Source organism: Streptococcus sp. D7B5, assembly GCF_029691405.1.
GTDB lineage: Bacteria > Bacillota > Bacilli > Lactobacillales > Streptococcaceae > Streptococcus.
Window position 1 is genome coordinate 374,051 of sequence record NZ_CP121467.1, and the last position, 21,296, is coordinate 395,346.

Consider the following 21,296-nt stretch of genomic DNA (forward strand, 5'->3'; position numbering starts at 1 on the left):
GGAGAAGAAATGACAAAAACATTAAAACGTCCTGAGGTTTTATCACCTGCAGGGACTTTAGAGAAGCTGAAAGTAGCTGTTCAATATGGTGCGGACGCAGTCTTCATCGGTGGACAGGCCTATGGTCTTCGTAGCCGTGCAGGAAACTTCACCTTTGAACAGATGGAAGAAGGCGTGCAGTTTGCTGCTAAGTACGGTGCCAAGGTCTATGTGGCTGCTAACATGGTTATGCACGAAGGAAACGAAGCTGGTGCTGGAGAATGGTTCCGTAAGTTGCGTGACATCGGGATTGCCGCAGTTATCGTGTCAGATCCAGCCTTGATTATGATTGCAGCAACCGAAGCACCAGGTCTTGAAATCCACCTTTCAACCCAAGCTAGTGCGACCAACTATGAAACTTTAGAGTTCTGGAAAGAACTTGGTCTAACTCGCGTGGTTTTGGCCCGTGAAGTTTCAATGGAAGAATTGGCAGAGATTCGCAAACGTACTGATGTAGAAATTGAAGCCTTTGTCCATGGAGCCATGTGTATTTCTTACTCAGGTCGCTGTACGTTATCAAACCACATGAGTATGCGTGATGCCAACCGTGGGGGCTGTTCTCAGTCTTGTCGTTGGAAATACGATCTTTATGACATGCCTTTTGGTCAAGAACGTAAGAGTCTGAAAGGTGAAATTCCAGAAGAATTTTCGATGTCAGCCGTTGACATGTCCATGATTGACCATATTCCAGATATGATCGAAAACGGTGTAGACAGTCTCAAGATTGAAGGTCGTATGAAGTCGATCCACTATGTTTCAACTGTGACCAACTGTTACAAGGCGGCTGTAGATGCTTATCTCGAAAGTCCCGAGAAATTTGAAGCCATCAAACAGGACTTGGTAGACGAGATGTGGAAGGTTGCCCAACGTGAATTGGCAACAGGTTTCTACTACGGTACACCGTCTGAAAACGAACAGTTGTTTGGCGCTCGTCGTAAAATTCCTGAATACAAGTTTGTCGCTGAAGTGGTTTCGTATGATGATGCGACTCAAACGGCAACCATTCGTCAACGGAATGTTATCAATGAAGGAGACCAAGTTGAGTTTTACGGACCAGGTTTCCGACATTTTGAAACTTATATCGAAGATCTTCATGATGCCAAGGGCAATAAAATAGACCGTGCTCCAAATCCAATGGAACTCTTGACAATCAAGGTTCCACAACCTGTTCAAGCAGGGGATATGGTCCGCGCTCTCAAGGAAGGGCTCATCAACCTCTATAAGGAAGACGGGACAAGTGTTACAGTTCGTGCCTAGATAAGGAAAAGGGAATGATACAAGCTCAAGGTTTATTGGTAGATGATGAAAGCAGATGTGTTCATTATCATAGTGAAAAGGATATTGTTTCACTCCAATGTTATGAATGCAAAAAATACTACGCATGCTATCAGTGTCACAATACTATGGAGACACATGTTTTTTCTCCCTATCCCTTGGCGCTTTTTGAGGATCGACCAATCTTATGTGGGGGTTGTAAGAGGACAATGACTTTCCAAGAATACCAAAAACAGATGGCTTGTCCTTACTGCAGTGCACCATTTAATCCAGGTTGTAAACAACACTATTCCTACTATTTTAAATAAAATGAATCGATCCAAGTTCTTAACTTGGATTTTTCAGTTTGTTTCAGAAAATAGAGTAAAATCAAGAAAAATTCGCAATCTAAAATGGAAAAACTTTCTATAGAATGGGGTAAAAACAGCAAAAATAGAAATAAATCATATGAAACGCTTTCAATGTTAGTAAAAAGTTGACAAAAACAAATTTTAGGACTAAACTAAGGAAGTAAATTTAAATAAAAAGGAGAATTCATCATGAATTTAACATTTTTCGGTCTATGTCTTGCCTGTATGGGTGTATCCCTTGCAGAAGGATTTTTGATGAACGGTTTGTTCAAGTCTGCAGCACGCCAACCAGACATCATCCCACAATTGCGTAGTTTGATGATCATGGGGATTGCCTTTATCGAAGGAACATTCTTTGTAACCTTGGCGATGTCATTTGTCATTAAATAGACAACTCTATTTAGAAATGGAGGTGTCAAACCATGGAAGAAAGTTTGAATCCAACCGTTAATATTGGACCAATATCCTTTGATTTGACCCTGCTTGCCATGTCTCTTGTAACTGTTTTGATGGTTTTTGCCTTTGTCTACTGGGCAAGTCGTAAAATGACCATCCGTCCAAAGGGCAAACAAAATGCTCTTGAGATGATTTACGACTTTGTGATTGGTTTTACCAAACCAAACATTGGAGAATCATACATCAAGGATTATTCCTTATTTCTGTTTTCTCTATTTCTGTTTATCTTGGTTGCCAATAATATCGGCTTAATGGCAAAAGTACAAACAACAAACGGTTATAACTTGTGGACTTCCCCAACAGCCAACCTTGGATACGATTTATCCCTATCATTCTTGATCACTTTGATCGCCCATGTAGAAGGAGTTCGTCGTAGAGGCGTTAAAGAATATTTGAGAGCATTTGTTACACCTGGCTTTATGACTCCGATGAACATTTTAGAAGAGTTCACCAATTTTGCTTCCTTGGCGATTCGGATCTACGGAAATATTTTTGCCGGTGAGGTCTTAGCTGGATTGCTATTAGCCTTGTCACAAAATGCTTTGTATTGGTATCCTTTTGCCTTTATCGCAAACATGTTATGGACAGCCTTTTCGATTTTCATTTCATGTATTCAAGCCTATGTCTTTACCATGTTGTCATCGATGTACATTGGTAAGAAGATAAATGCTGGGGAAGAGTAAGTAGAGGAGGATTAGAAGATGGATTTAACTATTAGTACCATTATTGGTGACTTTATTCTTATCGCTGGTTCCTTCCTTTTATTAATTTTTTTAGTGAAAAAATATGCCTGGGGAAATCTTACCAATATTTTAGATGAACGTGCTGAAAAAATTTCTTCAGATATTGACGGAGCAGAAGCTGCCCGTAAGAAGGCCGAAGAACTCGCTAGCAAACGTGAAGCTGAGTTGGCAGGTAGCCGTTCGGAAGCTAAGACAATTATCGAGAATGCAAAGGAAACAGCTGAGAAAAGTAGAGCTGACATCTTGGCTGAGGCGAAACTGGAAGCAGGACGCTTGAAAGAAAAAGCTAACCAAGAAATTGCTCAAAATAAAGCGGAAGCTTTACAAAGCGTTAAGGGTGAGGTAGCAGATTTGACGATTAGTCTCGCTGGTAAAATCATCTCACAAAACCTTGACGGACAAGCCCATAAAGAACTCATTGATCAGTACATCGATCAGCTAGGAGAAGCTTAATGGACAAAAAGACAGTAAAGGTAATTGAAAAATACAGCATGCCTTTTGTCCAATTGGTGATTGAAAAGGGAGAAGAAGACCGTATCTTTTCTGACTTAGCTCAAATCAAGCAAGTCGCAGAAGAAACAGACTTGCCTTCTTTTTTAGGTCAAGTGGCAGTAGGTGAGTCGGATAAGGAAAAAACCGTTCGTTTCTTCCAAGACTCAGTGTCACCATTAATGCAAAACTTTTTTCAGGTGCTGCTATACAATCACAGAGCAAATTTATTTTATGAAGTAATTGTAGATTGTTTGAGTCGACTTGAAAAAGAAACGAATCGATTTGAAGTAACGATTGCCTCCGCTCATCCATTAACAGATGACCAGAAGGCGCGATTGCTTCCTTTGATTGAGAAAAAAATGTCTCTGAAAGTTCGGACTATCAAAGAACAAATCGATGAAAGTCTCATTGGTGGTTTTGTCATTTTTGCCAATCACAAGACAATTGATGTGAGTATTAAACAGCAACTTCGTGTTGTTAAAGAAAATTTGAAATAGAAAGTGGTGTTCTTTTGGCAATTAACGCACAAGAAATCAGCGCTTTAATTAAGCAACAAATTGAAAATTTCAAACCCATTTTTGATGTGACTGAAACTGGTGTTGTAACCTATATCGGGGACGGTATTGCGCGTGCCCACGGCCTTGAAAATGCCATGAGTGGAGAGCTCTTGATTTTTGAAAACGGCTCTTATGGTATGGCGCAAAACTTGGAATCAACAGACGTTGGGATCATCATTCTCGGTGACTTCACGGATATCCGTGAAGGAGACACTATCCGTCGCACGGGTAAAATCATGGAAGTTCCTGTCGGTGATAACTTGATTGGACGTGTTGTGGATCCACTTGGTCGTCCCGTTGATGGTCTCGGAGAAATCCATACTGACAAGACTCGTCCAGTAGAAGCACCAGCTCCTGGTGTTATGGAGCGTAAGTCTGTATCAGAACCATTGCAAACAGGTTTGAAAGCTATTGACGCCCTTGTACCGATTGGTCGTGGTCAGCGTGAGCTGATCATTGGTGACCGTCAGACAGGGAAAACAACCATTGCAATCGATACCATCTTGAACCAAAAAGGGCAAGATATGATCTGTATCTATGTGGCCATTGGACAAAAAGAATCAACAGTTCGTACACAAGTAGAAACACTTCGTCAGTACGGTGCCTTGGATTACACAATCGTTGTGACAGCCTCAGCTTCACAACCTTCTCCATTACTCTTCCTTGCTCCATATGCAGGGGTCGCTATGGCAGAAGAATTCATGTACCAAGGCAAGCATGTTTTGATCGTTTATGATGACCTATCTAAACAAGCGGTAGCTTATCGTGAACTTTCTCTCTTGCTCCGTCGTCCACCAGGTCGTGAGGCCTTCCCAGGGGATGTCTTCTACCTTCACAGCCGTTTGCTTGAGCGCTCAGCCAAAGTTTCTGACGAGCTTGGTGGTGGATCAATCACAGCCCTACCATTTATTGAGACGCAAGCAGGAGATATCTCTGCCTATATCGCAACCAACGTGATTTCTATCACTGACGGACAAATCTTCCTTGGAGATGGACTCTTTAACGCAGGTATTCGCCCAGCTATTGATGCGGGTTCATCTGTATCTCGTGTAGGTGGTTCTGCTCAGATTAAAGCCATGAAGAAGGTTGCTGGTACTCTTCGTATCGACCTTGCTTCATACCGTGAGTTAGAAGCCTTCACTAAGTTCGGTTCGGACTTGGATGCGGCTACTCAAGCTAAGTTGAATCGTGGTCGTCGTACGGTAGAAGTATTGAAACAACCTGTTCACAAGCCTTTGCCTGTTGAGAAACAAGTGACGATCCTGTATGCTTTGACACACGGATTCTTGGATACAGTTCCTGTAAATGACATTGTTCGTTTTGAGGAAGAGTTCCATGCCTTCTTTGATGCACAACATCCAGAGATTTTGGAAACCATTCGTGAAACAAAAGACTTGCCAGAAGAAGCAGTCTTGGATGCTGCGATTACAGAGTTTCTCAATCAATCCAGCTTCCAATAAGAATAGAGGTGTCAGATGGCAGTATCTCTAAATGATATTAAAACAAAAATCGCCTCAACAAAAAATACTAGTCAAATCACTAATGCCATGCAAATGGTATCGGCTGCCAAGTTAGGTCGCTCTGAAGAAGCAGCACGCAATTTTCAAGTTTATGCTCAGAAGGTTCGTAAGCTTTTGACGGATATTCTACATGGTAACGGATCTGGTGGCTCTACCAATCCAATGCTCATTAGTCGTCCAGTTAAGAAAACAGGCTATATCGTTATTACTTCAGACCGTGGCTTGGTTGGAGGTTATAATGCTTCCATCCTTAAAGCTGTGATGGAGCTGAAAGAAGAATATCATCCAGATGGTAAAGATTTTGAGATAATCTGTATTGGTGGTATGGGAGCTGATTTCTTTAAGGCTCGTGGTATTCAGCCAATCTATGAACTACGTGGCTTGGCAGATCAACCCAGTTTTGATGAAGTTCGTAAAATTATTTCAAAAACGATTGAGATGTACCAAAACGAACTTTTTGATGAATTGTACGTCTGCTACAACCATCATGTCAATACTCTCACAAGTCAAATGCGTGTGGAACAAATGCTTCCGATTGTTGACTTGGATCCAAATGAAGCAGATGAAGAGTATAGCTTGACCTTTGAGTTAGAAACGAGCCGTGATGAGATTCTAGAGCAGTTGTTGCCACAGTATGCCGAAAGTATGATTTACGGGGCTATTATCGATGCCAAGACAGCTGAAAATGCTGCAGGTATGACCGCCATGCAAACGGCGACCGATAATGCTAAGAAGGTCATCAATGATTTGACAATCCAGTATAACCGTGCTAGACAGGCGGCGATTACACAAGAAATTACAGAAATCGTAGCGGGGGCTAGTGCCTTAGAATAAGGCTCTAGTCCAGCTCGTATGAAAATGAACTTATACTCAATGAAAATCAAAGAGCAAACTAGGAAGCTAGCCGCAGGCTGTACTTGAGTACGGTAAGGCGACGCTGACGTGGTTTGAATTTGATTTTCGAAGAGTATTAGGACCTAGTTGAGCTAGGAACCGACAGTATCTTATATAGAATAGGAGAAGGAGATGAGTTCAGGTAAAATTGCTCAGGTTATCGGACCCGTTGTAGACGTCTTGTTTGCAGCAGGGGAAACACTTCCTGAGATTAATAATGCACTTGTCGTCTACAAAAATGACGAAAGAAAAACAAAAATCGTCCTTGAAGTAGCCTTGGAGTTGGGTGATGGTATGGTCCGTACGATCGCCATGGAATCAACAGATGGTTTGACTCGTGGAATGGAAGTTTTGGACACAGGCCGTCCAATCTCCGTTCCAGTAGGTAAAGAAACTTTGGGACGTGTCTTCAACGTTTTGGGGGATACGATTGACTTGGATGCTCCTTTCGCTGAAGACGCTGAGCGTCAGCCAATTCATAAGAAAGCTCCAACTTTTGATGAATTGTCTACCTCATCTGAAATCTTGGAAACAGGGATCAAGGTTATCGACCTTCTTGCCCCTTACCTAAAAGGTGGGAAAGTTGGACTCTTTGGTGGTGCCGGAGTTGGTAAAACTGTCTTGATCCAAGAATTGATTCACAACATTGCCCAAGAACACGGTGGTATTTCAGTATTTACTGGTGTTGGGGAACGTACTCGTGAAGGGAATGACCTTTACTGGGAAATGAAAGAATCAGGCGTTATCGAGAAAACAGCCATGGTATTTGGTCAGATGAATGAACCACCAGGAGCACGTATGCGTGTTGCCCTTACTGGTTTGACAATCGCCGAATACTTCCGTGATGTAGAAGGCCAAGATGTGCTTCTCTTTATCGACAATATCTTCCGTTTCACTCAAGCTGGTTCAGAAGTATCTGCCCTTTTGGGTCGAATGCCTTCAGCCGTTGGTTACCAACCAACACTTGCTACGGAAATGGGTCAATTGCAAGAACGTATCACATCAACTAAGAAGGGTTCTGTAACCTCTATTCAGGCTATCTATGTGCCAGCCGATGACTATACTGACCCTGCGCCAGCCACAGCCTTTGCTCACTTGGATTCAACGACTAACTTGGAACGTAAGTTGGTACAGTTGGGTATCTATCCAGCCGTTGACCCACTTGCTTCAAGCTCTCGTGCCTTGGCACCTGAAATTGTTGGTGAGGAGCACTACGCAGTTGCTGCTGAGGTTAAACGTGTCCTTCAACGTTACCATGAATTGCAAGATATCATTGCTATCCTTGGTATGGATGAACTTTCTGATGAAGAAAAGACCTTGGTTGCTCGTGCCCGTCGTATCCAGTTCTTCTTGTCTCAAAACTTTAACGTTGCAGAACAATTTACTGGCCAACCTGGTTCTTATGTACCAGTAGCGGAAACAGTTCGTGGCTTTAAGGAAATCCTTGAAGGAAAACATGACCAGCTACCAGAAGATGCCTTCCGTGGTGTCGGTTCAATCGAAGACGTCATTGCTAAGGCAGAGAAAATGGGATTTTAAGAGGTGATCTATGGCTCATTTAACTGTCCAGATCGTGACACCAGATGGCCTCGTCTATGATCACCATGCCAGCTTTGTATCGGTACGAACTCTGGATGGTGAGATGGGGATCTTGCCACGACATGAAAATATGATTGCGGTTTTAGCGGTTGATGAAGTGAAGGTAAAACGTATCGATGATGATACTCATGTGAACTGGATTGCAGTGAACGGAGGAATTATCGAGATTGCTAATGATATCATTACTATTGTAGCAGACTCAGCAGAGCGTGCTCGTGATATTGATATCAGTCGGGCAGAACGTGCGAAACTTCGCGCTGAACGAGAAATCGAAGAAGCCCATGACAAGCACTTGATTGACCAAGAACGTCGCGCAAAAATCGCATTGCAACGTGCTATCAACCGTATCAATGTCGGAAATAGACTATAAAAAAATGAACTTGAAACTCAAGTTCATTTTTTTTTAATGTGGGAAGTTGATGCAGACTGCTTCAGGGACATGGAAGTCGTTAGAAAGCTCTGCAAGACGACCACTTTTAGGATTGCGCTTAAAGACGGTTGCGTTATCAGAATCTTGATGAACAGCAATGAGAAACTCTTGATCAGGACTCAGGTCGAAATCACGTGGATTTTTACCATGGCTTGGTACAATCTCTAATAATTCCAAGCTACCATCAGCGAGGATTGTATAGACCGCAATGGAATCATGACCTCGGTTGGATGCGTAGAGGTATTTGCCATCTTTTGAAAGACGAATGGCAGCAGTAGCATTAAAGCCTTCGTATCCATCTGGTAAGGTTGAAATAACTTGCATGCGTTCAAATTCACCAACTCCATCATAAATCAAGACCTCTATCGTGCTATTAAGTTCGCAGATGAGATAGGCAATCTTATAGTGGTGGTGGAAAACGATGTGGCGTGCACCTGCTCCAGCTTGGCTGTGATAAGTATAGAGTTTACTTAGTTTTCCTTCTGGACTAACATCGTAGGTTGTTACTTCATCTGTTCCTAGATCACAAGTGACGAGGTACTGGTCAGGTGTTAGATCTGTAAAGTGTACATGTGGGGAAGTTTGGTTTTCATGAGGACCTTGTCCACTATGCTGATCTAGATCCGTTTGGATGAGGCTACCATCTGCTTGACGTTTATAAACCAGAACTTGACCTTTATGATAGTTGGCCCCATAAACGAGACCACGCTTTTCATCCACTGCCACATAACAATGGGGAGCGCCTTCTTCAACCACATGATTTAGCAAAGCGCCATCTGTCTTATATGCAGCGATTCCACCTAAGCCATCCTGACTCCCTACAGTGTATAAGTGTTGCTGTTGGTCAAAGGCAAGGTAGGTTGGACTTGGTTCAGCAGCAAAGAGTTCTAGATTTTCAAGCTGGCCTGTTTCTGTATCAAAATCTGCCTTGTAAATCCCTTTAGATAAGCGACGAGTGTAAGTTCCAAAATAAACAGTTTCTTTCATGTCCATACCTCTTAATAATGATAAGTTCATTATACCACAAAATGGCAGTCATGAAGCACTAGATTCATCCATGTAAGCACTTTAAAAAAGAGTTATTTTAGTCTAAAAATGGTATAATGAGAGAATGACAGAAAGGATGTATTTATGGAACATAAAGAGAAACATTTTAGCCTATCTTGGTTTTTTAAGTGGTTTTTAGATAATAAAGCCATCACTGTATTTTTAGTAACCTTGTTACTGGGGCTAAACATTTTTATTCTAAGTAAGATTAGTTTTATCTTTTTACCAGTTTTGGATTTTCTAGGAGTTGTCATGTTGCCAGTTATTTTATCTGGTTTACTTTATTACCTCCTCAATCCGATTGTTGACTGGATGGAGAAGCACAAGATCAATCGTGTCCTTGCCATTAGTATTGTTTTTGTTATTATTGGACTCTTTATCATTTGGGGGCTGGCAGTCGCAATTCCTAATCTGCAACGTCAAGTCTTAAATTTTGCGAAGAATGTGCCGACATACCTGGAAGATGCTGATAAGGTGATCAATGACCTTGTAACCAAACGCTTGCCAGATGATTTTAGACCACAGTTGGAGCAGGTTCTTTCCAATGTTTCTAGTGAGGCGACTATGTGGGCCAGCAAAATCTCTTCTCAAGCTGTTAACTGGGTTAGCGCCTTTATCAGTAGCGTTTCCCAGGTCATTGTAGCGGTTATTATCGTACCCTTCATGCTCTTTTATCTTTTGAGAGATGGGAAAGGCTTGCGGGATTACCTAACTAAATTCATCCCAAACAAGTTAAAAGAACCTGTCGGACAAGTTTTGTCAGATGTTAATAAACAGTTATCAAACTATGTTAGAGGGCAGGTTACAGTTGCTATTATCGTGGCAATTATGTTTATTATCTTCTTTAAGATTATTGGTCTCAGATATGCTGTAACTCTGGGGATCACGGCTGGTATCCTTAATCTAGTACCTTATCTAGGTAGTTTTATAGCGATGTTGCCTGCTTTGGTTTTGGGCTTGATAGCAGGACCTGTGATGCTTTTGAAAGTGATTATTGTCTTTATTGTTGAACAAACGATTGAAGGTCGCTTCGTTTCTCCGCTTATTTTAGGTAGTCAGCTAAACATCCATCCCATCAATGTCCTCTTTGTTCTCCTAACTTCAGGGTCTATGTTTGGTATTTGGGGAGTCTTGCTGGGAATTCCTGTCTATGCCTCCGCTAAGGTGGTTATTTCTGCTATCTTTAACTGGTACAAAAAGGTCAGCGGTTTGTATGAAGAAGAAGGGGAGGAAATCAAGAGTGAACAATAGTCAACGCATGCTCCAGGCTTTGGATGAACAGGATTTAAGTAAAGCAGATCAGTATTTTCGCAAAGCGCTTGAAACTGATTCAACCGAAGTTCTCTACGAATTAGCAAGCTATCTAGAGGGAATTGGCTTTTATCCTCAAGCAAAAGAAATTTACCAACATATCGTTACAGAATTTCCAGAAGTGAATCTGAACCTAGCAACCATTGCTAGTGAGGATGGAAATGTTGAGGAAGCCTTTGTTTACCTTGAGGAAATCACACCTGATAGTGATTGGTATGTATCAGCTTTGGTATTGAAAGCAGATCTCTATCAGTTGGAAGGATTGACGGATGTGGCGCGTGAAAAGTTGCTGGAAGCTCTGAACTACTCAGAGGATCCACTCTTAATCTTCGGTTTGGCAGAGTTGGATAGCGAGCTAGAAAATTATCAGGAAGCTATTCAGGGTTATGCTCAATTAGACAATCGCTCTATCTATGAGCAAACGGGTATCTCAACCTATCAGCGAATTGGCTACGCTTATGCTCAGTTAGGTAAGTTTGAAGCTGCAACTGAATTCTTAGAAAAAGCTTTAGAATTAGAATACGATGACCAAACTGCCTTTGAACTGGCTAGTCTTTACTTTGACCAAGAAGAGTATCAAAAATCTGTTCTTTACTTTAAGCGGATTGATACCATTTCACCTGATTTTGAAGGATATGAATATGGTTATAGTCAAGCTTTGCATAAGGAACATCAGGTGGAAGAGGCCCTTCGTATCGCTAAACAAGGTTTGGAGAAAAATCCATTTGAAACTCGGCTCTTACTAGCTGCTTCACAGTTTTCGTATGAATTGCATGATCCTAGTGGTGCTGAGCAGTTTCTTCTTACTGCAAAAGAAGATGCAGAGGATACAGAAGAAATTTTTCTTCGCCTTGCAACCATTTATATGGAACAAGAGAGATTTGAGGATATTATTGCTCTTCAAAGTCAAGAACCTGAAAACCTTCTGACCAAGTGGATGATTGCTCGTTCTTACCAGGAAATTGAGGATTTAGATAAGGCTTATGAGCTCTATCAAGAACTGTCATCTGGCCTCAAGGACAATCCAGAATTTTTAGAGCAATATACTTATCTCCTGCGTGAATTGGGACAATTTGAAGAAGCCAAAGTGCAAGCTGAAGCTTATTTAAAACTCGTTCCAGATGATGTTCAAATGCAAGAACTCATAGAGACACTTTAAGGATTTCTATTTTTTGTAAAATTTTATTAACAGAAACGAATGACTTTAAATGAATGATTTGAAAGACCTCAGAGGTCTTTTCTTTTTTACTAATATAATATAAATGTTAGAATTTCTTATAGCCAATTTAGATGAAGTTTTGAACGATGAAAGCCTGCTACACCCTATAAAATAAGGGTTTAAAGGTATGATTTGAACATCGAACTACTATGAAATACTTGACAAATTTATATAAGAATATATAATAATAAATAGGGGAATCTATCCCCAAAAATAAAGGAGGCAAATGTTGTGAAAAAGATTAATAAAAAACTTTCTCATGCATTCATGGCGCTATTGTTAGTAGCTTCAGTATTTATCCCAGTACTAAGAACTAGCAATGTGGTTAAAGCTGCTGAACTACCATCTAGTAGCTATACGCTAACGACAGTACCGACAATTAACAATAATAAGTTAGTTGACGGTGCAGAGTATGGTGAAGGGAAATTTTACCTTCAAACCACTTACAAATTCGACAACTCAACAACGTTGAAGAATGGTGACTTTATGGTTTATAAAGTTCCAAATGAATTCAAAATTGAATCAGATTCAACTACTGAAATTTTTGGTAACGATGGAGTCACTAAAGTTGCTGAGTTAACGACAAATAAGTCTGCAAATACAGCGACTGTGACGGTAAGTAACGAAGATTATTTTGCTAACTTACCTGAAGAGAAACAAATTTCGGCCTTATTTACTGTTGTATGGGCTGATAATGTTGAACTCAATAAATCATATCCAATCGACATTCCTGGAGCAGGAGTATACAATTTGACTCGTATTGTTCCAGATGAGGATCCAACAGGATTTACTAAATGGGGAGTTCAAGATACGAACGATCCAAATTATATTAATTGGTATATTCGCGTAAACAAATATGCTAATCCTTATGAAGGCGTTTCGATTCAAGATACAATCCCTGAAGGGCAAGTATTAGCTAGTGAGATTACAGGTTACTACTTTACTGAATGGGGTAAGGATGAGCATCATCCTCTTTTGAATCCAAGTCACATTGTTGTTCAAGATTCTAATCGCTTCACTATTACTCCAAATGGTAATGGTGATCTAATCAACCAAGGTTTGTATGTAGTTTATAAGACTCGTATCACAGCTCCAGTTGATAATACAACAAAGAAAGCTTTCAATAACGTTAAAATTACGACTTCGACTGAAAACTTTGATGTAGAAGGTTTTGCACCATTAACCACAACTGAAGGTATTAGTTCAGGTTCACGTTCTACAGAAGTTTCATTTGAGGTTTCTAAGCAGTTAAAAGGAAAAGACTTAGCTGCTGAAGAATTTAGCTTCCAACTACTTGATCCAAACGGATCAGTTGTGGAAACTGTTAAGAATGATAAAGATGGCAAAGTGAAATTTAAAGCCGTTAAATTCTCTACAGTGGGTACTTATAAGTATCAGATCAAAGAAGTTAATGATCAAAAACCAGGTTTTGCTTACGATGATAAGACTATTAACGCAGAAGTTACTGTAACAGATGTTTATGGTGAGAAGTTTGCAAGTGTTAAATATGACAATAAAGTTTTTGTAAATTCGTATTCTGCTAAATCTGCAACAACTTCAATTACTGCTAAGAAAGTCCTAAATGGTAAAACTCTTGAGGCAGATAAATATGAATTTGAATTGAAAGAAGGCGACAAACTTGTAGCAACAGCTAAGAATGCTGCAGACGGAACAGTTGCTTTCCCAGCGATTGAATACACTACTGCAGGAACTCACACATACACGATCACTGAAAAAGATGGTGGTGAAGCTGGTGTAACTTATGATAAAAATGCTTATACAGTAACAGTAAAAGTTGCAGACAATGGTCAAGGTCAACTTGTAGCAACAGTTACAGGTAATAATCCAACCATCACAAATACTTATGTTGCTGAGACTCCGGGTTCTTCAGATAACAAACCTAAACAACCAGAAGAAAATAAAGAGCTACCAAATACTGGTACATCTGAAATGACTATCTTGTTTACTGTTGTAGGAGTAGTACTTGCATTCGGTTCCATTCTCTTATTCCGTTTCAAAAAAGTTAAATAATCTAGTTGAAAAATCTTAATGCCTTTGCTATGGCATCATCAAAGAGCCACTTGTATGGATAGTAGAAATGATACTATTCTTATAAAGTGGTTCTTTTTTTATATCTCTAGAGGTATGAAGTGAATGAGAGAAAACAGCGTTCTGTATCAATGAAATTTTTATAGATATTTGATAAAAAAATTGGATCATTGTTCTCTCAGATTTAGAAGTTAAACTTATATTCGAGTCTAGAATCCTTATAATTCTTCGAATTCTGTAAGATGATATTTCGCTCTTATTTCTTAGATAAAGGTGTATAGTTCAAGAATTATAGAATTTTTTTACAAAAACCCTTGCTAAATTGTTTATTTATGCTATAATAGGAACAATAATTTTTAGGAGGTGCAGTATGTCTTATATGTTTGAGATATTACCAAGTTTATTGAATGGTGCAAGTATGACTCTTCAAGTCTTTGCTCTGGTCTTGATCTTTTCAATTCCCTTAGGTATTGTCGTTGCCTTTGCTTTGCAAGTCCGTTGGAAACCCCTCCATTATCTCATTGACCTTTATATTTGGGTAATGCGAGGGACTCCTTTGCTCTTGCAATTAATCTTTATTTACTATGTTCTTCCTAGCATTGGGATACGTTTAGATCGTTTTCCTGCTGCTGTGATCGCTTTTGTATTGAACTATGCAGCCTACTTTGCAGAAATCTTTCGTGGTGGGATTGAAACCATTCCCAAAGGGCAGTATGAAGCCGCAAAAGTGTTAAAATTTGGCTCCTTTGATACAGTTCGCTATATCATCCTTCCTCAGGTTACAAAGATTGTCTTACCGAGTGTCTTTAATGAAATTATGAGTTTGGTCAAGGATACTTCTTTGGTCTATGCTTTGGGGATTTCAGATTTGATTTTGGCTAGTCGGACTGCAGCTAATCGAGATGCCAGTCTTGTTCCTATGTTTTTAGCTGGAGCGATTTATTTGATTATGATTGGTCTTGTAACCATTGTAGCGAAAAAACTTGAGAAGAAGTACAGTTATTACAGATAGGAGGATTGCTATGTTAGAATTACGAAACATCAACAAAGCCTTTAGTGGCAAACAAATCTTAACCAATTTCAGCCTATCAATTCCTGAAAAGCAAATCCTCGCAATCGTAGGTCCATCAGGAGGCGGAAAGACAACCCTATTACGTATGCTAGCTGGACTGGAAACCATTGATTCTGGAGAAATCTACTATAACGGCGAATCGCTAGCTATAGACGAACTAGAAAAGCGCAATCTTCTGGGATTTGTTTTCCAAGATTTTCAACTCTTTCCGCATTTGTCAGTTCTAGATAACTTAACTCTGTCGCCCATAAAAACGATGAGCATGGAGAAGGAAGTTGCTGAGAAGAGGGCGCGTGGTTTGTTAGAACAGCTTGGGTTAGCTGGACATGCAGATGCCTTTCCATTCTCACTTTCAGGTGGGCAAAAACAACGGGTGGCCTTAGCACGCGCCATGATGATAAACCCAGAAATTATTGGATATGATGAGCCTACATCAGCCTTAGACCCAGAATTGCGATTAGAAGTAGAAAAACTTATCCTTCAAAATAAAGAGCGTGGGATGACCCAGATTGTTGTGACCCACGATCTTCAGTTTGCGGAAAACATTGCTGATCAGATCCTTAAGGTTGATCCAAAGTAGGACTAGGAGGTGCCTATGAAGAGAAAGAAAATTGCCCTTGTACTTGCTCTGTTCTTTAGCTTCTTCCTGACGGCTTGTACTCAGAAGGCAAGTGATCCAAATCAGGATAATTGGGCCAAATATCAAAAACAGGGAAGCATTACCATTGGCTTTGACAATACCTTTGTTCCCATGGGATTTGAGGAAAAGAATGGCCAGTATGCAGGCTTTGATATTGACCTGGCCCAAGCTGTTTCTGAAAAGCTAGGAATTCAGATTAAATTTCAACCCATCGACTGGGATATGAAAGAAACCGAGCTACAAAATGGTACCATTGATGCCATCTGGAATGGCTATACAGCTACAGATGAACGGAAAGAGAAGGTTGCTTTTACCATTCCTTACATGGAAAATCAACAAGTTTTGGTCTCTAAAAAGTCTCAAAATATCCACTCAATTCAGGATATGACTGACAAAGTTTTAGGGGCCCAGGCAGGATCTTCTGGCTATTTGAATTTTGAAGGACAACCCGAACTACTCAAGAATCAAGTGAAAGATCAGAAGGCCAATCAATACCAAAGTTTCAATGAAGCCTTGATTGATTTGAAAAATGATCGGATTGATGCCCTTGTGATTGACCGGGTATATGCTAATTATTATCTCCAGTCTGAAGGAATATTAAATGACTACAATGTCTTTTCAGCTGGATTTGAAAGTGAAGCTTTTGCAGTGGGTGTTAGACCTGCTGATAAAACCTTGCTAGCTGCTCTGAATCAAGCCTTTATCTCACTATACCAAGAAGGAAAATTTCAGGAAATCAGCCAGAAATGGTTTGGGGAAGATGTAGCCACCAGTCAAGTTAAAAATCAAGAATAAGAAAAGAGATTGAGTTTTTCCTCAGTCTCTTTTTGCATTGAAAAATCCTCTGGAAAGTACCAGAGGATAAGAGCTTATACTCAATGAAAATCAAAGAGCAAACTAGGAAGCTAGCTGCAGGCTTCTCAAAACACTGTTTTGAGGTTGTGGATATAACTGACGAAGTCAGTAACCATACATACGGCAAGGAAATGCTGACGCGGTTTGAAGAGATTTTCGAAGAGTATTATTTCATTGTTGGGAAGAGCAATACATCACGGATAGTAGTTGTATCAGTGAGGAGCATGCAGAGACGGTCGATACCGATACCCAAACCACCTGTTGGTGGCATACCGTATTCAAGGGCTTCAATGTAGTCGTAGTCAATACCAGTTGCTTCATCATCACCAAGCTCTTTAGCTTTAGCTTGAGCTTCAAAACGGCTGAGCTGGTCGATTGGGTCGTTCAACTCAGTAAAGGCATTACCGTACTCCTTAGTCATGATGAAGAGCTCGAAACGGTCAGTAAAGCGTTCGTCTTCAGGATTCTTCTTCGCGAGTGGAGATACTGCTACTGGATGTCCATAGACAAAGGTTGGTTGGATCAAGGTTTCTTCGACGAACTCTTCAAAGAAGGCATTGATGATGTGACCAACTTCAGTGTAGTGTTTCTCAACTGGAACTTTCTTCTCAGCAGCGATAGCTTTAGCTTCTTCGAAAGTCATATCTTGCCAGAAATCAACACCAGTAATTTCTTTGATAGCATCCACCATGTGAACACGTTTAAATGGTTCGTTGATCTTAATTTCAGTGCCCTGGTAGTTAACTGGACCATCACCCTTAACTACCTTAGCAGCGTGTTGGATAATACCTTCCGTCAAATCCATGATATCTTGGAAGTCTGCATAAGCTTGGTAAACTTCGATAGAAGTGAATTCAGGGTTGTGAGTAGCGTCCATTCCTTCGTTACGGAAGATACGGCCAATTTCATAGACACGTTCCATACCACCAACGATAAGGCGTTTCAAGTGAAGCTCAGTCGCGATACGAAGCACCATGTCAATGTTTTGGGCATTGTGGTGAGTGATAAATGGACGAGCAGCAGCACCACCGGCTTCATTATGAAGGACAGGTGTTTCCACTTCAAGGAAGCCTTTTTGATCTAGATAACGACGGATTTCAGAGATGATTTTTGAACGAGTAACAAAACGTTCGAAGCTTTCGCGGTTAGAAATCAAGTCAAGGTAACGTTTACGATAGATGGTTTCAACGTCTGTCAAACCGTGGAATTTCTCTGGAAGTGGGCGAAGTGCTTTAGACAAGTGTGTGATGTGAGTTGCCTTGATAGAAAGTTCTCCCATATCTGTACGCATGACTTCACCTTCGACACCAAGGAAGTCACCGAGGTCTGCTTTTTTGAAGATTTCGTAGTTTTCTTCACCAACAGCATCTTTACGAACGTAGATTTGGATTTGACCTTCTCGGTCTTGAAGATGGGCAAAGCCGACTTTCCCTTTTCCACGTTTGGTTACTAAGCGTCCAGCGATAGTAGCAGTTTCATTTAATTCATGTAATTGTTCTTTATCAAGTTCTGCAAATTTGTCTTTAAGCTCTTGTGAGTTAGCAGTACGTTCAAAACGTTTTCCGAAGGGATCGATTCCTTGTTCACGGAGCGCAGCCATTTTTTCACGGCGAACGATCTGCTGGTCATTTAGTTCTTCCATATGTTCTGTAGACATGGGTTCCTCCTAATTTTACTCAAAATTTGATACGATGAGTCATTTTTTGCGATACTCCCATTTTATCATAAATAGCAGAGAAATTCACGGATATTCTTTGAAAACTAAAAAGAACTTGACTATTAAGATCAAGTTCCATTATTTTCTTTGATAGGAAGTGTCATTCCATCTTTCCAGAGTGAAGATTTCAAAATCATCGGTCTCTAAAACTGTCAGACTAGCATTTGCCAAGCCTCCATCTTTGCGAAGGTGAGCCTCTTTATAGCCTAAAAGTGTACGAAGGCTAGCAGTGAGATTGGCCCCATGCCCGACAATCAGAATTCTTTCAGCCGGACTTTCTTTCAGAGATTTGATAAACTGAATGGTTCGCTGAGTCGTAGAGTAGAGAGATTCGGCTTCAAACATCCTCGTATCAAACTGAGCCAGATTAGAGCGAAAGGCCTTGATTTGTTGTGGGTAGATGGCATTGAGCGTAGCAATTTTTAATCCCTCTAGTTTGCCAAGTTGCCATTCACGTAGGTTAGGAATGCTCTTTAAAGGACAAGGGGCTAGGAGTTGACTTTGGATAATTTCAGCAGATTTAACGGCTCTGGGTAAATCACTAGAATAAATCGTATCAAAAGGAATTTCCTTAAGATACTGCCCCAGTTGTTTTAGTGTGTCAATGGACTCTGGAAGAAGGGGAGAGTCACCACTAGCACCTTGAAAACGTCCTTCAAGATTCCAGAGGGTGCGACCATGACGGACAAAATAGAGTTTCATTACTTACTTTCCTCCAAGATATCAGCAAAGTCCGCTTTTACAAAACTGGCTAAGTCTTGAGGTCGGATGATAATACTATGCCCAACTTCTCCAGCAGAGACAATCATTTGGTCCAAATCCAAAGCAGTCTGATCAATAAAAATAGGATAATTGTGTTTTTGGCGAATGCCGACGGGGTTATTAGCCCCATGAATATAGCCTGTCGTTTTTTCTAGGTCTTTTTGAGGAATCATGCTGACTTTTTTATTACCAGAAACCTTTGCTAGTTTTTTCTCAGCGAGGTGTTCTGTTATGGGAACGATTCCGATGATTGGCCCCGTTTTGTCCCCTAATAGAGCCAAGGTTTTAAAGATATGAGTTCGATCATATTCTGAAGGAAGTTCTCCCTCAAGCGCGTTGATTTGTATACCAGTATGGTCAATACCCGCCTTGGTCAAGATTTGTTCGACCAAGGTTTTTTTAATCTTAACTTTCTTTGCCATTATTTATATTTATCCTCCAATTGACTCATCCAGATACCAAGCCAAATGCCAAGCGCAAAGAAGAAGGCGACGAGAACATAGCTCACAATAGAAAGTCCAGTGTATTGGATACTTTCAGCACTTCCAGCATTTGGAATCAAAATCAAGAGGGTGCTTGACAGCACAATCCCAATAATAAAGTGATAAACACGGGAGTGGTAGTTGTTCAAGGCGTGGTCCATTAATTTTGAAAAAATGATGAGTGTTGCTCCTGCACCAATCCCAATAGGAAGGAAGGTTCCGAATAAATCAAAGGTCTTAAAGCCAGTTAGCATTGGAGCGTACAGCCCTAAAATCAAGAGTAGGTTTGACGGACTTAAACCAGGCACCAAGACACCTAGAGCTAAAAGAGCACCCGCTAAGATGAAACTAGCGAAACCAGCACTGAGAGAACCAACAACAAAATTTAGCGCGTAGAGCCCGACACCTGAAAGGATAAAGGTGGTCCAGAACCAGACTAGGTCAATCTTATCCCGATCAGATTCTCGAGTAGATTCTTTAAGGAGGCTAGGCACTGTACCGATGATAGCTCCAGCAAAACTCCATAAAACATAGACTTGGTAATTTGCTAGCAGATACTCGATTGGATAAGAAAACAAACCAATGCCTAGCAACATCCCAATTGCTACTGGAATAAAGTATAGGACATTCGCTTTAAAATCTTTAAAGGGATGAGCCAGAAAAGAAATCATTCGCTCGTAAATTCCCAAAATAGCTGCCAGAACACCACCAGAAATTCCAGGTAGGATAAATCCTAAGGCGATGATGATTCCCTTAATAACTCTTGCAATCCATGAAAACATCATAAAATCCTCAATTTCATAAAATTCTTCTCTATTCTATCAATTATAACACAGACGGCAAAAAAATGAAAAAACAAGTGAAAAAGTTACGATTTTCACTTGTTTTATGGTCTTAAAAATAGTTTTCTGAAGGTTTCTTCTTTTTCCTTCAAGGTAGAAATCAGGTTAATATCTAAATGATGTTCAAATCCAGCAATTCTTCCTTTTGAAGTATACTGATGGAGGTCATAGTCTAAATCTGTATTAGGCGTGGTTTCAAAGTAGCCTGAATTCGTTCCATAAGATGGAATCCAGACAGCAGAGAACTTATCTGTATTGATACTATGCTCTTGCATAAAATAAACACCGATGTAAATTCCGATATTTTTGGCGCCAAGGGCTTCTAGTTTAGCCCTAAAAGCTTCAACACCTTCATTCATATCGGACATTGTTTTTTCTTCAACATCGAGCCAATAGTAACTAGGGTTGTATGGAGAAGCAGCATTGTAGAAAACCTCAGCAGCTTTTTCCATTTCTTTCTTACTAGTACCTGCTAGATAGGCATAAACAGCAACTGGAACATTCCGTTTTTGAAATTCTGAAATATGATTTATATAGGCTTTATCGACACCATTGGCATAGGCGGCATTATTTGTTTCAGTATGCTGACCCCCATTGTGGACACGAACAATAACACCAGAAATATTTTGAGATAAGGTATCGTAGTTGATTTCCTCAGGTATTTGCCAGCCAGAGACGTCAATAATAGGTTTGTCAAGATTATGCAAGGCCTGATTTTCAACCTGGACTGCATTGGGTTTTGACTTGATAGGATGGTCTTCATAAGTTGGTCTATTGAGGATCAAAATAGCTATAAATATAGTAAATAAAGTAAAAATAATAGCTGGATGAATCTTTTTTCTCATATTTAAATAGTTTAACGTAAATAGACAAAAAAATCAAAGAAAACATCGGAAAAAGTGAATATATGGGCGTCTTCTCCCTATTTTTCTGTTTGTTTACTCC

Annotated in this window: 22 protein-coding genes; 16 read left to right on the forward strand and 6 right to left on the reverse strand. The window is 40.3% G+C overall.

All coding sequences use genetic code 11. From position 1 onward, the window contains the following. Positions 1-9 precede the first annotated feature (9 nt). From P8P68_RS01780 to P8P68_RS01825, 10 genes are all read left to right on the forward strand, one after another. On the forward strand, positions 10-1,296 hold the full coding sequence (locus P8P68_RS01780) for a U32 family peptidase (RefSeq protein WP_000169096.1): 1,287 nt from the start codon (positions 10-12) through the stop codon (positions 1,294-1,296). Between the two features lie 14 nt (positions 1,297-1,310). After that, positions 1,311-1,622 carry a CHY zinc finger protein gene (locus P8P68_RS01785; protein WP_008279616.1) on the forward strand — a complete coding sequence of 104 codons (312 nt, stop codon included), beginning with the start codon at positions 1,311-1,313 and terminating at the stop codon, positions 1,620-1,622. Between the two features lie 231 nt (positions 1,623-1,853). After that, complete coding sequence (locus tag P8P68_RS01790; protein ID WP_001054551.1) at positions 1,854-2,054, forward strand: F0F1 ATP synthase subunit C; 201 nt, start codon at positions 1,854-1,856, stop codon at positions 2,052-2,054. Positions 2,055-2,086: 32 nt separating this feature from the next. Then, a complete protein-coding gene (gene atpB, locus P8P68_RS01795) occupies positions 2,087-2,803 on the forward strand; it encodes a F0F1 ATP synthase subunit A (protein ID WP_000392937.1) in 717 nt (238 codons plus the stop codon). Between the two features lie 18 nt (positions 2,804-2,821). Further along, positions 2,822-3,316: a F0F1 ATP synthase subunit B gene (gene atpF, locus P8P68_RS01800; protein WP_000366311.1), complete on the forward strand. Its 495-nt coding sequence runs from the start codon at positions 2,822-2,824 to the stop codon at positions 3,314-3,316. Continuing rightward, positions 3,316-3,852, forward strand: a complete 537-nt coding sequence (locus P8P68_RS01805; protein ID WP_000359021.1) for a F0F1 ATP synthase subunit delta — start codon at positions 3,316-3,318, stop codon at positions 3,850-3,852. The genes atpF and P8P68_RS01805 overlap by 1 nt, the downstream gene beginning before the upstream one ends. A gap of 14 nt (positions 3,853-3,866) precedes the next feature. Further along, on the forward strand, positions 3,867-5,372 hold the full coding sequence (gene atpA / locus P8P68_RS01810) for a F0F1 ATP synthase subunit alpha (RefSeq protein ID WP_000996615.1): 1,506 nt from the start codon (positions 3,867-3,869) through the stop codon (positions 5,370-5,372). 15 nt (positions 5,373-5,387) lie between these two features. Then, positions 5,388-6,266, forward strand: coding sequence for a F0F1 ATP synthase subunit gamma (locus P8P68_RS01815; protein ID WP_000301228.1), 879 nt, complete (start codon positions 5,388-5,390; stop codon positions 6,264-6,266). A 192-nt stretch (positions 6,267-6,458) separates the two neighbouring features. After that, on the forward strand, positions 6,459-7,865 hold the full coding sequence (gene atpD, locus P8P68_RS01820; protein ID WP_000094372.1) for a F0F1 ATP synthase subunit beta: 1,407 nt from the start codon (positions 6,459-6,461) through the stop codon (positions 7,863-7,865). 10 nt (positions 7,866-7,875) lie between these two features. Next, positions 7,876-8,295, forward strand: coding sequence for a F0F1 ATP synthase subunit epsilon (locus P8P68_RS01825; RefSeq protein ID WP_000940836.1), 420 nt, complete (start codon positions 7,876-7,878; stop codon positions 8,293-8,295). Between the two features lie 33 nt (positions 8,296-8,328). Here P8P68_RS01825 and P8P68_RS01830 read toward each other — a convergent pair whose 3' ends face one another. Next, entirely contained in the window at positions 8,329-9,342 is a 1,014-nt protein-coding gene (locus tag P8P68_RS01830; protein WP_278276048.1) for a lactonase family protein, read from the reverse strand. 144 nt (positions 9,343-9,486) lie between these two features. Here P8P68_RS01830 and P8P68_RS01835 point away from each other — a divergent pair, with 144 nt between their 5' ends. From P8P68_RS01835 to P8P68_RS01860, 6 genes are all read left to right on the forward strand, one after another. Further along, positions 9,487-10,653, forward strand: a complete 1,167-nt coding sequence (locus P8P68_RS01835) for an AI-2E family transporter (protein WP_139689832.1) — start codon at positions 9,487-9,489, stop codon at positions 10,651-10,653. Beyond that, positions 10,643-11,872 (forward strand): tetratricopeptide repeat protein, encoded by a 1,230-nt coding sequence (locus P8P68_RS01840; RefSeq protein WP_278276049.1) that lies wholly within the window; start codon positions 10,643-10,645, stop codon positions 11,870-11,872. Before P8P68_RS01835 ends, P8P68_RS01840 begins: the two co-directional genes overlap by 11 nt. A gap of 291 nt (positions 11,873-12,163) precedes the next feature. After that, entirely contained in the window at positions 12,164-13,963 is a 1,800-nt protein-coding gene (locus P8P68_RS01845; protein ID WP_278276050.1) for an FctA domain-containing protein, read from the forward strand. Between the two features lie 388 nt (positions 13,964-14,351). Further along, positions 14,352-14,993, forward strand: a complete 642-nt coding sequence (locus tag P8P68_RS01850) for an amino acid ABC transporter permease (RefSeq protein WP_278276051.1) — start codon at positions 14,352-14,354, stop codon at positions 14,991-14,993. A 10-nt stretch (positions 14,994-15,003) separates the two neighbouring features. Further along, positions 15,004-15,633: an amino acid ABC transporter ATP-binding protein gene (locus P8P68_RS01855; protein WP_278276052.1), complete on the forward strand. Its 630-nt coding sequence runs from the start codon at positions 15,004-15,006 to the stop codon at positions 15,631-15,633. 15 nt (positions 15,634-15,648) lie between these two features. Then, positions 15,649-16,488, forward strand: coding sequence for an amino acid ABC transporter substrate-binding protein (locus P8P68_RS01860; protein ID WP_000823413.1), 840 nt, complete (start codon positions 15,649-15,651; stop codon positions 16,486-16,488). Between the two features lie 226 nt (positions 16,489-16,714). Here P8P68_RS01860 and lysS read toward each other — a convergent pair whose 3' ends face one another. The 5 genes from lysS to P8P68_RS01885 form a co-directional block, all read right to left on the reverse strand. Further along, complete coding sequence (gene lysS, locus P8P68_RS01865) at positions 16,715-18,205, reverse strand: lysine--tRNA ligase (protein ID WP_000102437.1); 1,491 nt, start codon at positions 18,203-18,205, stop codon at positions 16,715-16,717. Between the two features lie 138 nt (positions 18,206-18,343). Further along, positions 18,344-18,967 (reverse strand): histidine phosphatase family protein, encoded by a 624-nt coding sequence (locus P8P68_RS01870; RefSeq protein WP_000780804.1) that lies wholly within the window; start codon positions 18,965-18,967, stop codon positions 18,344-18,346. Beyond that, positions 18,967-19,449 (reverse strand): aminoacyl-tRNA deacylase, encoded by a 483-nt coding sequence (locus P8P68_RS01875; protein ID WP_001085910.1) that lies wholly within the window; start codon positions 19,447-19,449, stop codon positions 18,967-18,969. Before P8P68_RS01875 ends, P8P68_RS01870 begins: the two co-directional genes overlap by 1 nt. Further along, entirely contained in the window at positions 19,449-20,291 is an 843-nt protein-coding gene (locus tag P8P68_RS01880; protein ID WP_278276292.1) for a DUF368 domain-containing protein, read from the reverse strand. Before P8P68_RS01880 ends, P8P68_RS01875 begins: the two co-directional genes overlap by 1 nt. 104 nt (positions 20,292-20,395) lie before the next feature. Beyond that, positions 20,396-21,196, reverse strand: a complete 801-nt coding sequence (locus P8P68_RS01885) for a glycoside hydrolase family 25 protein (RefSeq protein ID WP_001227570.1) — start codon at positions 21,194-21,196, stop codon at positions 20,396-20,398. Between the last annotated feature and the right edge of the window lie 100 nt (positions 21,197-21,296).

Excerpts from the sequence above, each read along its gene's own strand:
- P8P68_RS01780 (WP_000169096.1), top strand. The coding sequence starts at position 10 with ATGACAAAAACATTAAAACGTCCTGAGGTTTTATCACCTGCAGGGACT.
- P8P68_RS01785 (WP_008279616.1), top strand. The coding sequence starts at position 1,311 with ATGATACAAGCTCAAGGTTTATTGGTAGATGATGAAAGCAGATGTGTT.
- P8P68_RS01790 (WP_001054551.1), top strand. The coding sequence starts at position 1,854 with ATGAATTTAACATTTTTCGGTCTATGTCTTGCCTGTATGGGTGTATCC.
- atpB (WP_000392937.1), top strand. The coding sequence starts at position 2,087 with ATGGAAGAAAGTTTGAATCCAACCGTTAATATTGGACCAATATCCTTT.
- atpF (WP_000366311.1), top strand. The coding sequence starts at position 2,822 with ATGGATTTAACTATTAGTACCATTATTGGTGACTTTATTCTTATCGCT.
- P8P68_RS01805 (WP_000359021.1), top strand. The coding sequence starts at position 3,316 with ATGGACAAAAAGACAGTAAAGGTAATTGAAAAATACAGCATGCCTTTT.
- P8P68_RS01815 (WP_000301228.1), top strand. The coding sequence starts at position 5,388 with ATGGCAGTATCTCTAAATGATATTAAAACAAAAATCGCCTCAACAAAA.
- atpD (WP_000094372.1), top strand. The coding sequence starts at position 6,459 with ATGAGTTCAGGTAAAATTGCTCAGGTTATCGGACCCGTTGTAGACGTC.
- P8P68_RS01825 (WP_000940836.1), top strand. The coding sequence starts at position 7,876 with ATGGCTCATTTAACTGTCCAGATCGTGACACCAGATGGCCTCGTCTAT.
- P8P68_RS01830 (WP_278276048.1), bottom strand. The coding sequence starts at position 9,342 with ATGAAAGAAACTGTTTATTTTGGAACTTACACTCGTCGCTTATCTAAA.
- P8P68_RS01835 (WP_139689832.1), top strand. The coding sequence starts at position 9,487 with ATGGAACATAAAGAGAAACATTTTAGCCTATCTTGGTTTTTTAAGTGG.
- P8P68_RS01850 (WP_278276051.1), top strand. The coding sequence starts at position 14,352 with ATGTCTTATATGTTTGAGATATTACCAAGTTTATTGAATGGTGCAAGT.
- P8P68_RS01855 (WP_278276052.1), top strand. The coding sequence starts at position 15,004 with ATGTTAGAATTACGAAACATCAACAAAGCCTTTAGTGGCAAACAAATC.
- P8P68_RS01860 (WP_000823413.1), top strand. The coding sequence starts at position 15,649 with ATGAAGAGAAAGAAAATTGCCCTTGTACTTGCTCTGTTCTTTAGCTTC.
- lysS (WP_000102437.1), bottom strand. The coding sequence starts at position 18,205 with ATGTCTACAGAACATATGGAAGAACTAAATGACCAGCAGATCGTTCGC.
- P8P68_RS01870 (WP_000780804.1), bottom strand. The coding sequence starts at position 18,967 with ATGAAACTCTATTTTGTCCGTCATGGTCGCACCCTCTGGAATCTTGAA.
- P8P68_RS01875 (WP_001085910.1), bottom strand. The coding sequence starts at position 19,449 with ATGGCAAAGAAAGTTAAGATTAAAAAAACCTTGGTCGAACAAATCTTG.
- P8P68_RS01880 (WP_278276292.1), bottom strand. The coding sequence starts at position 20,291 with ATGTTTTCATGGATTGCAAGAGTTATTAAGGGAATCATCATCGCCTTA.
- P8P68_RS01885 (WP_001227570.1), bottom strand. The coding sequence starts at position 21,196 with ATGAGAAAAAAGATTCATCCAGCTATTATTTTTACTTTATTTACTATA.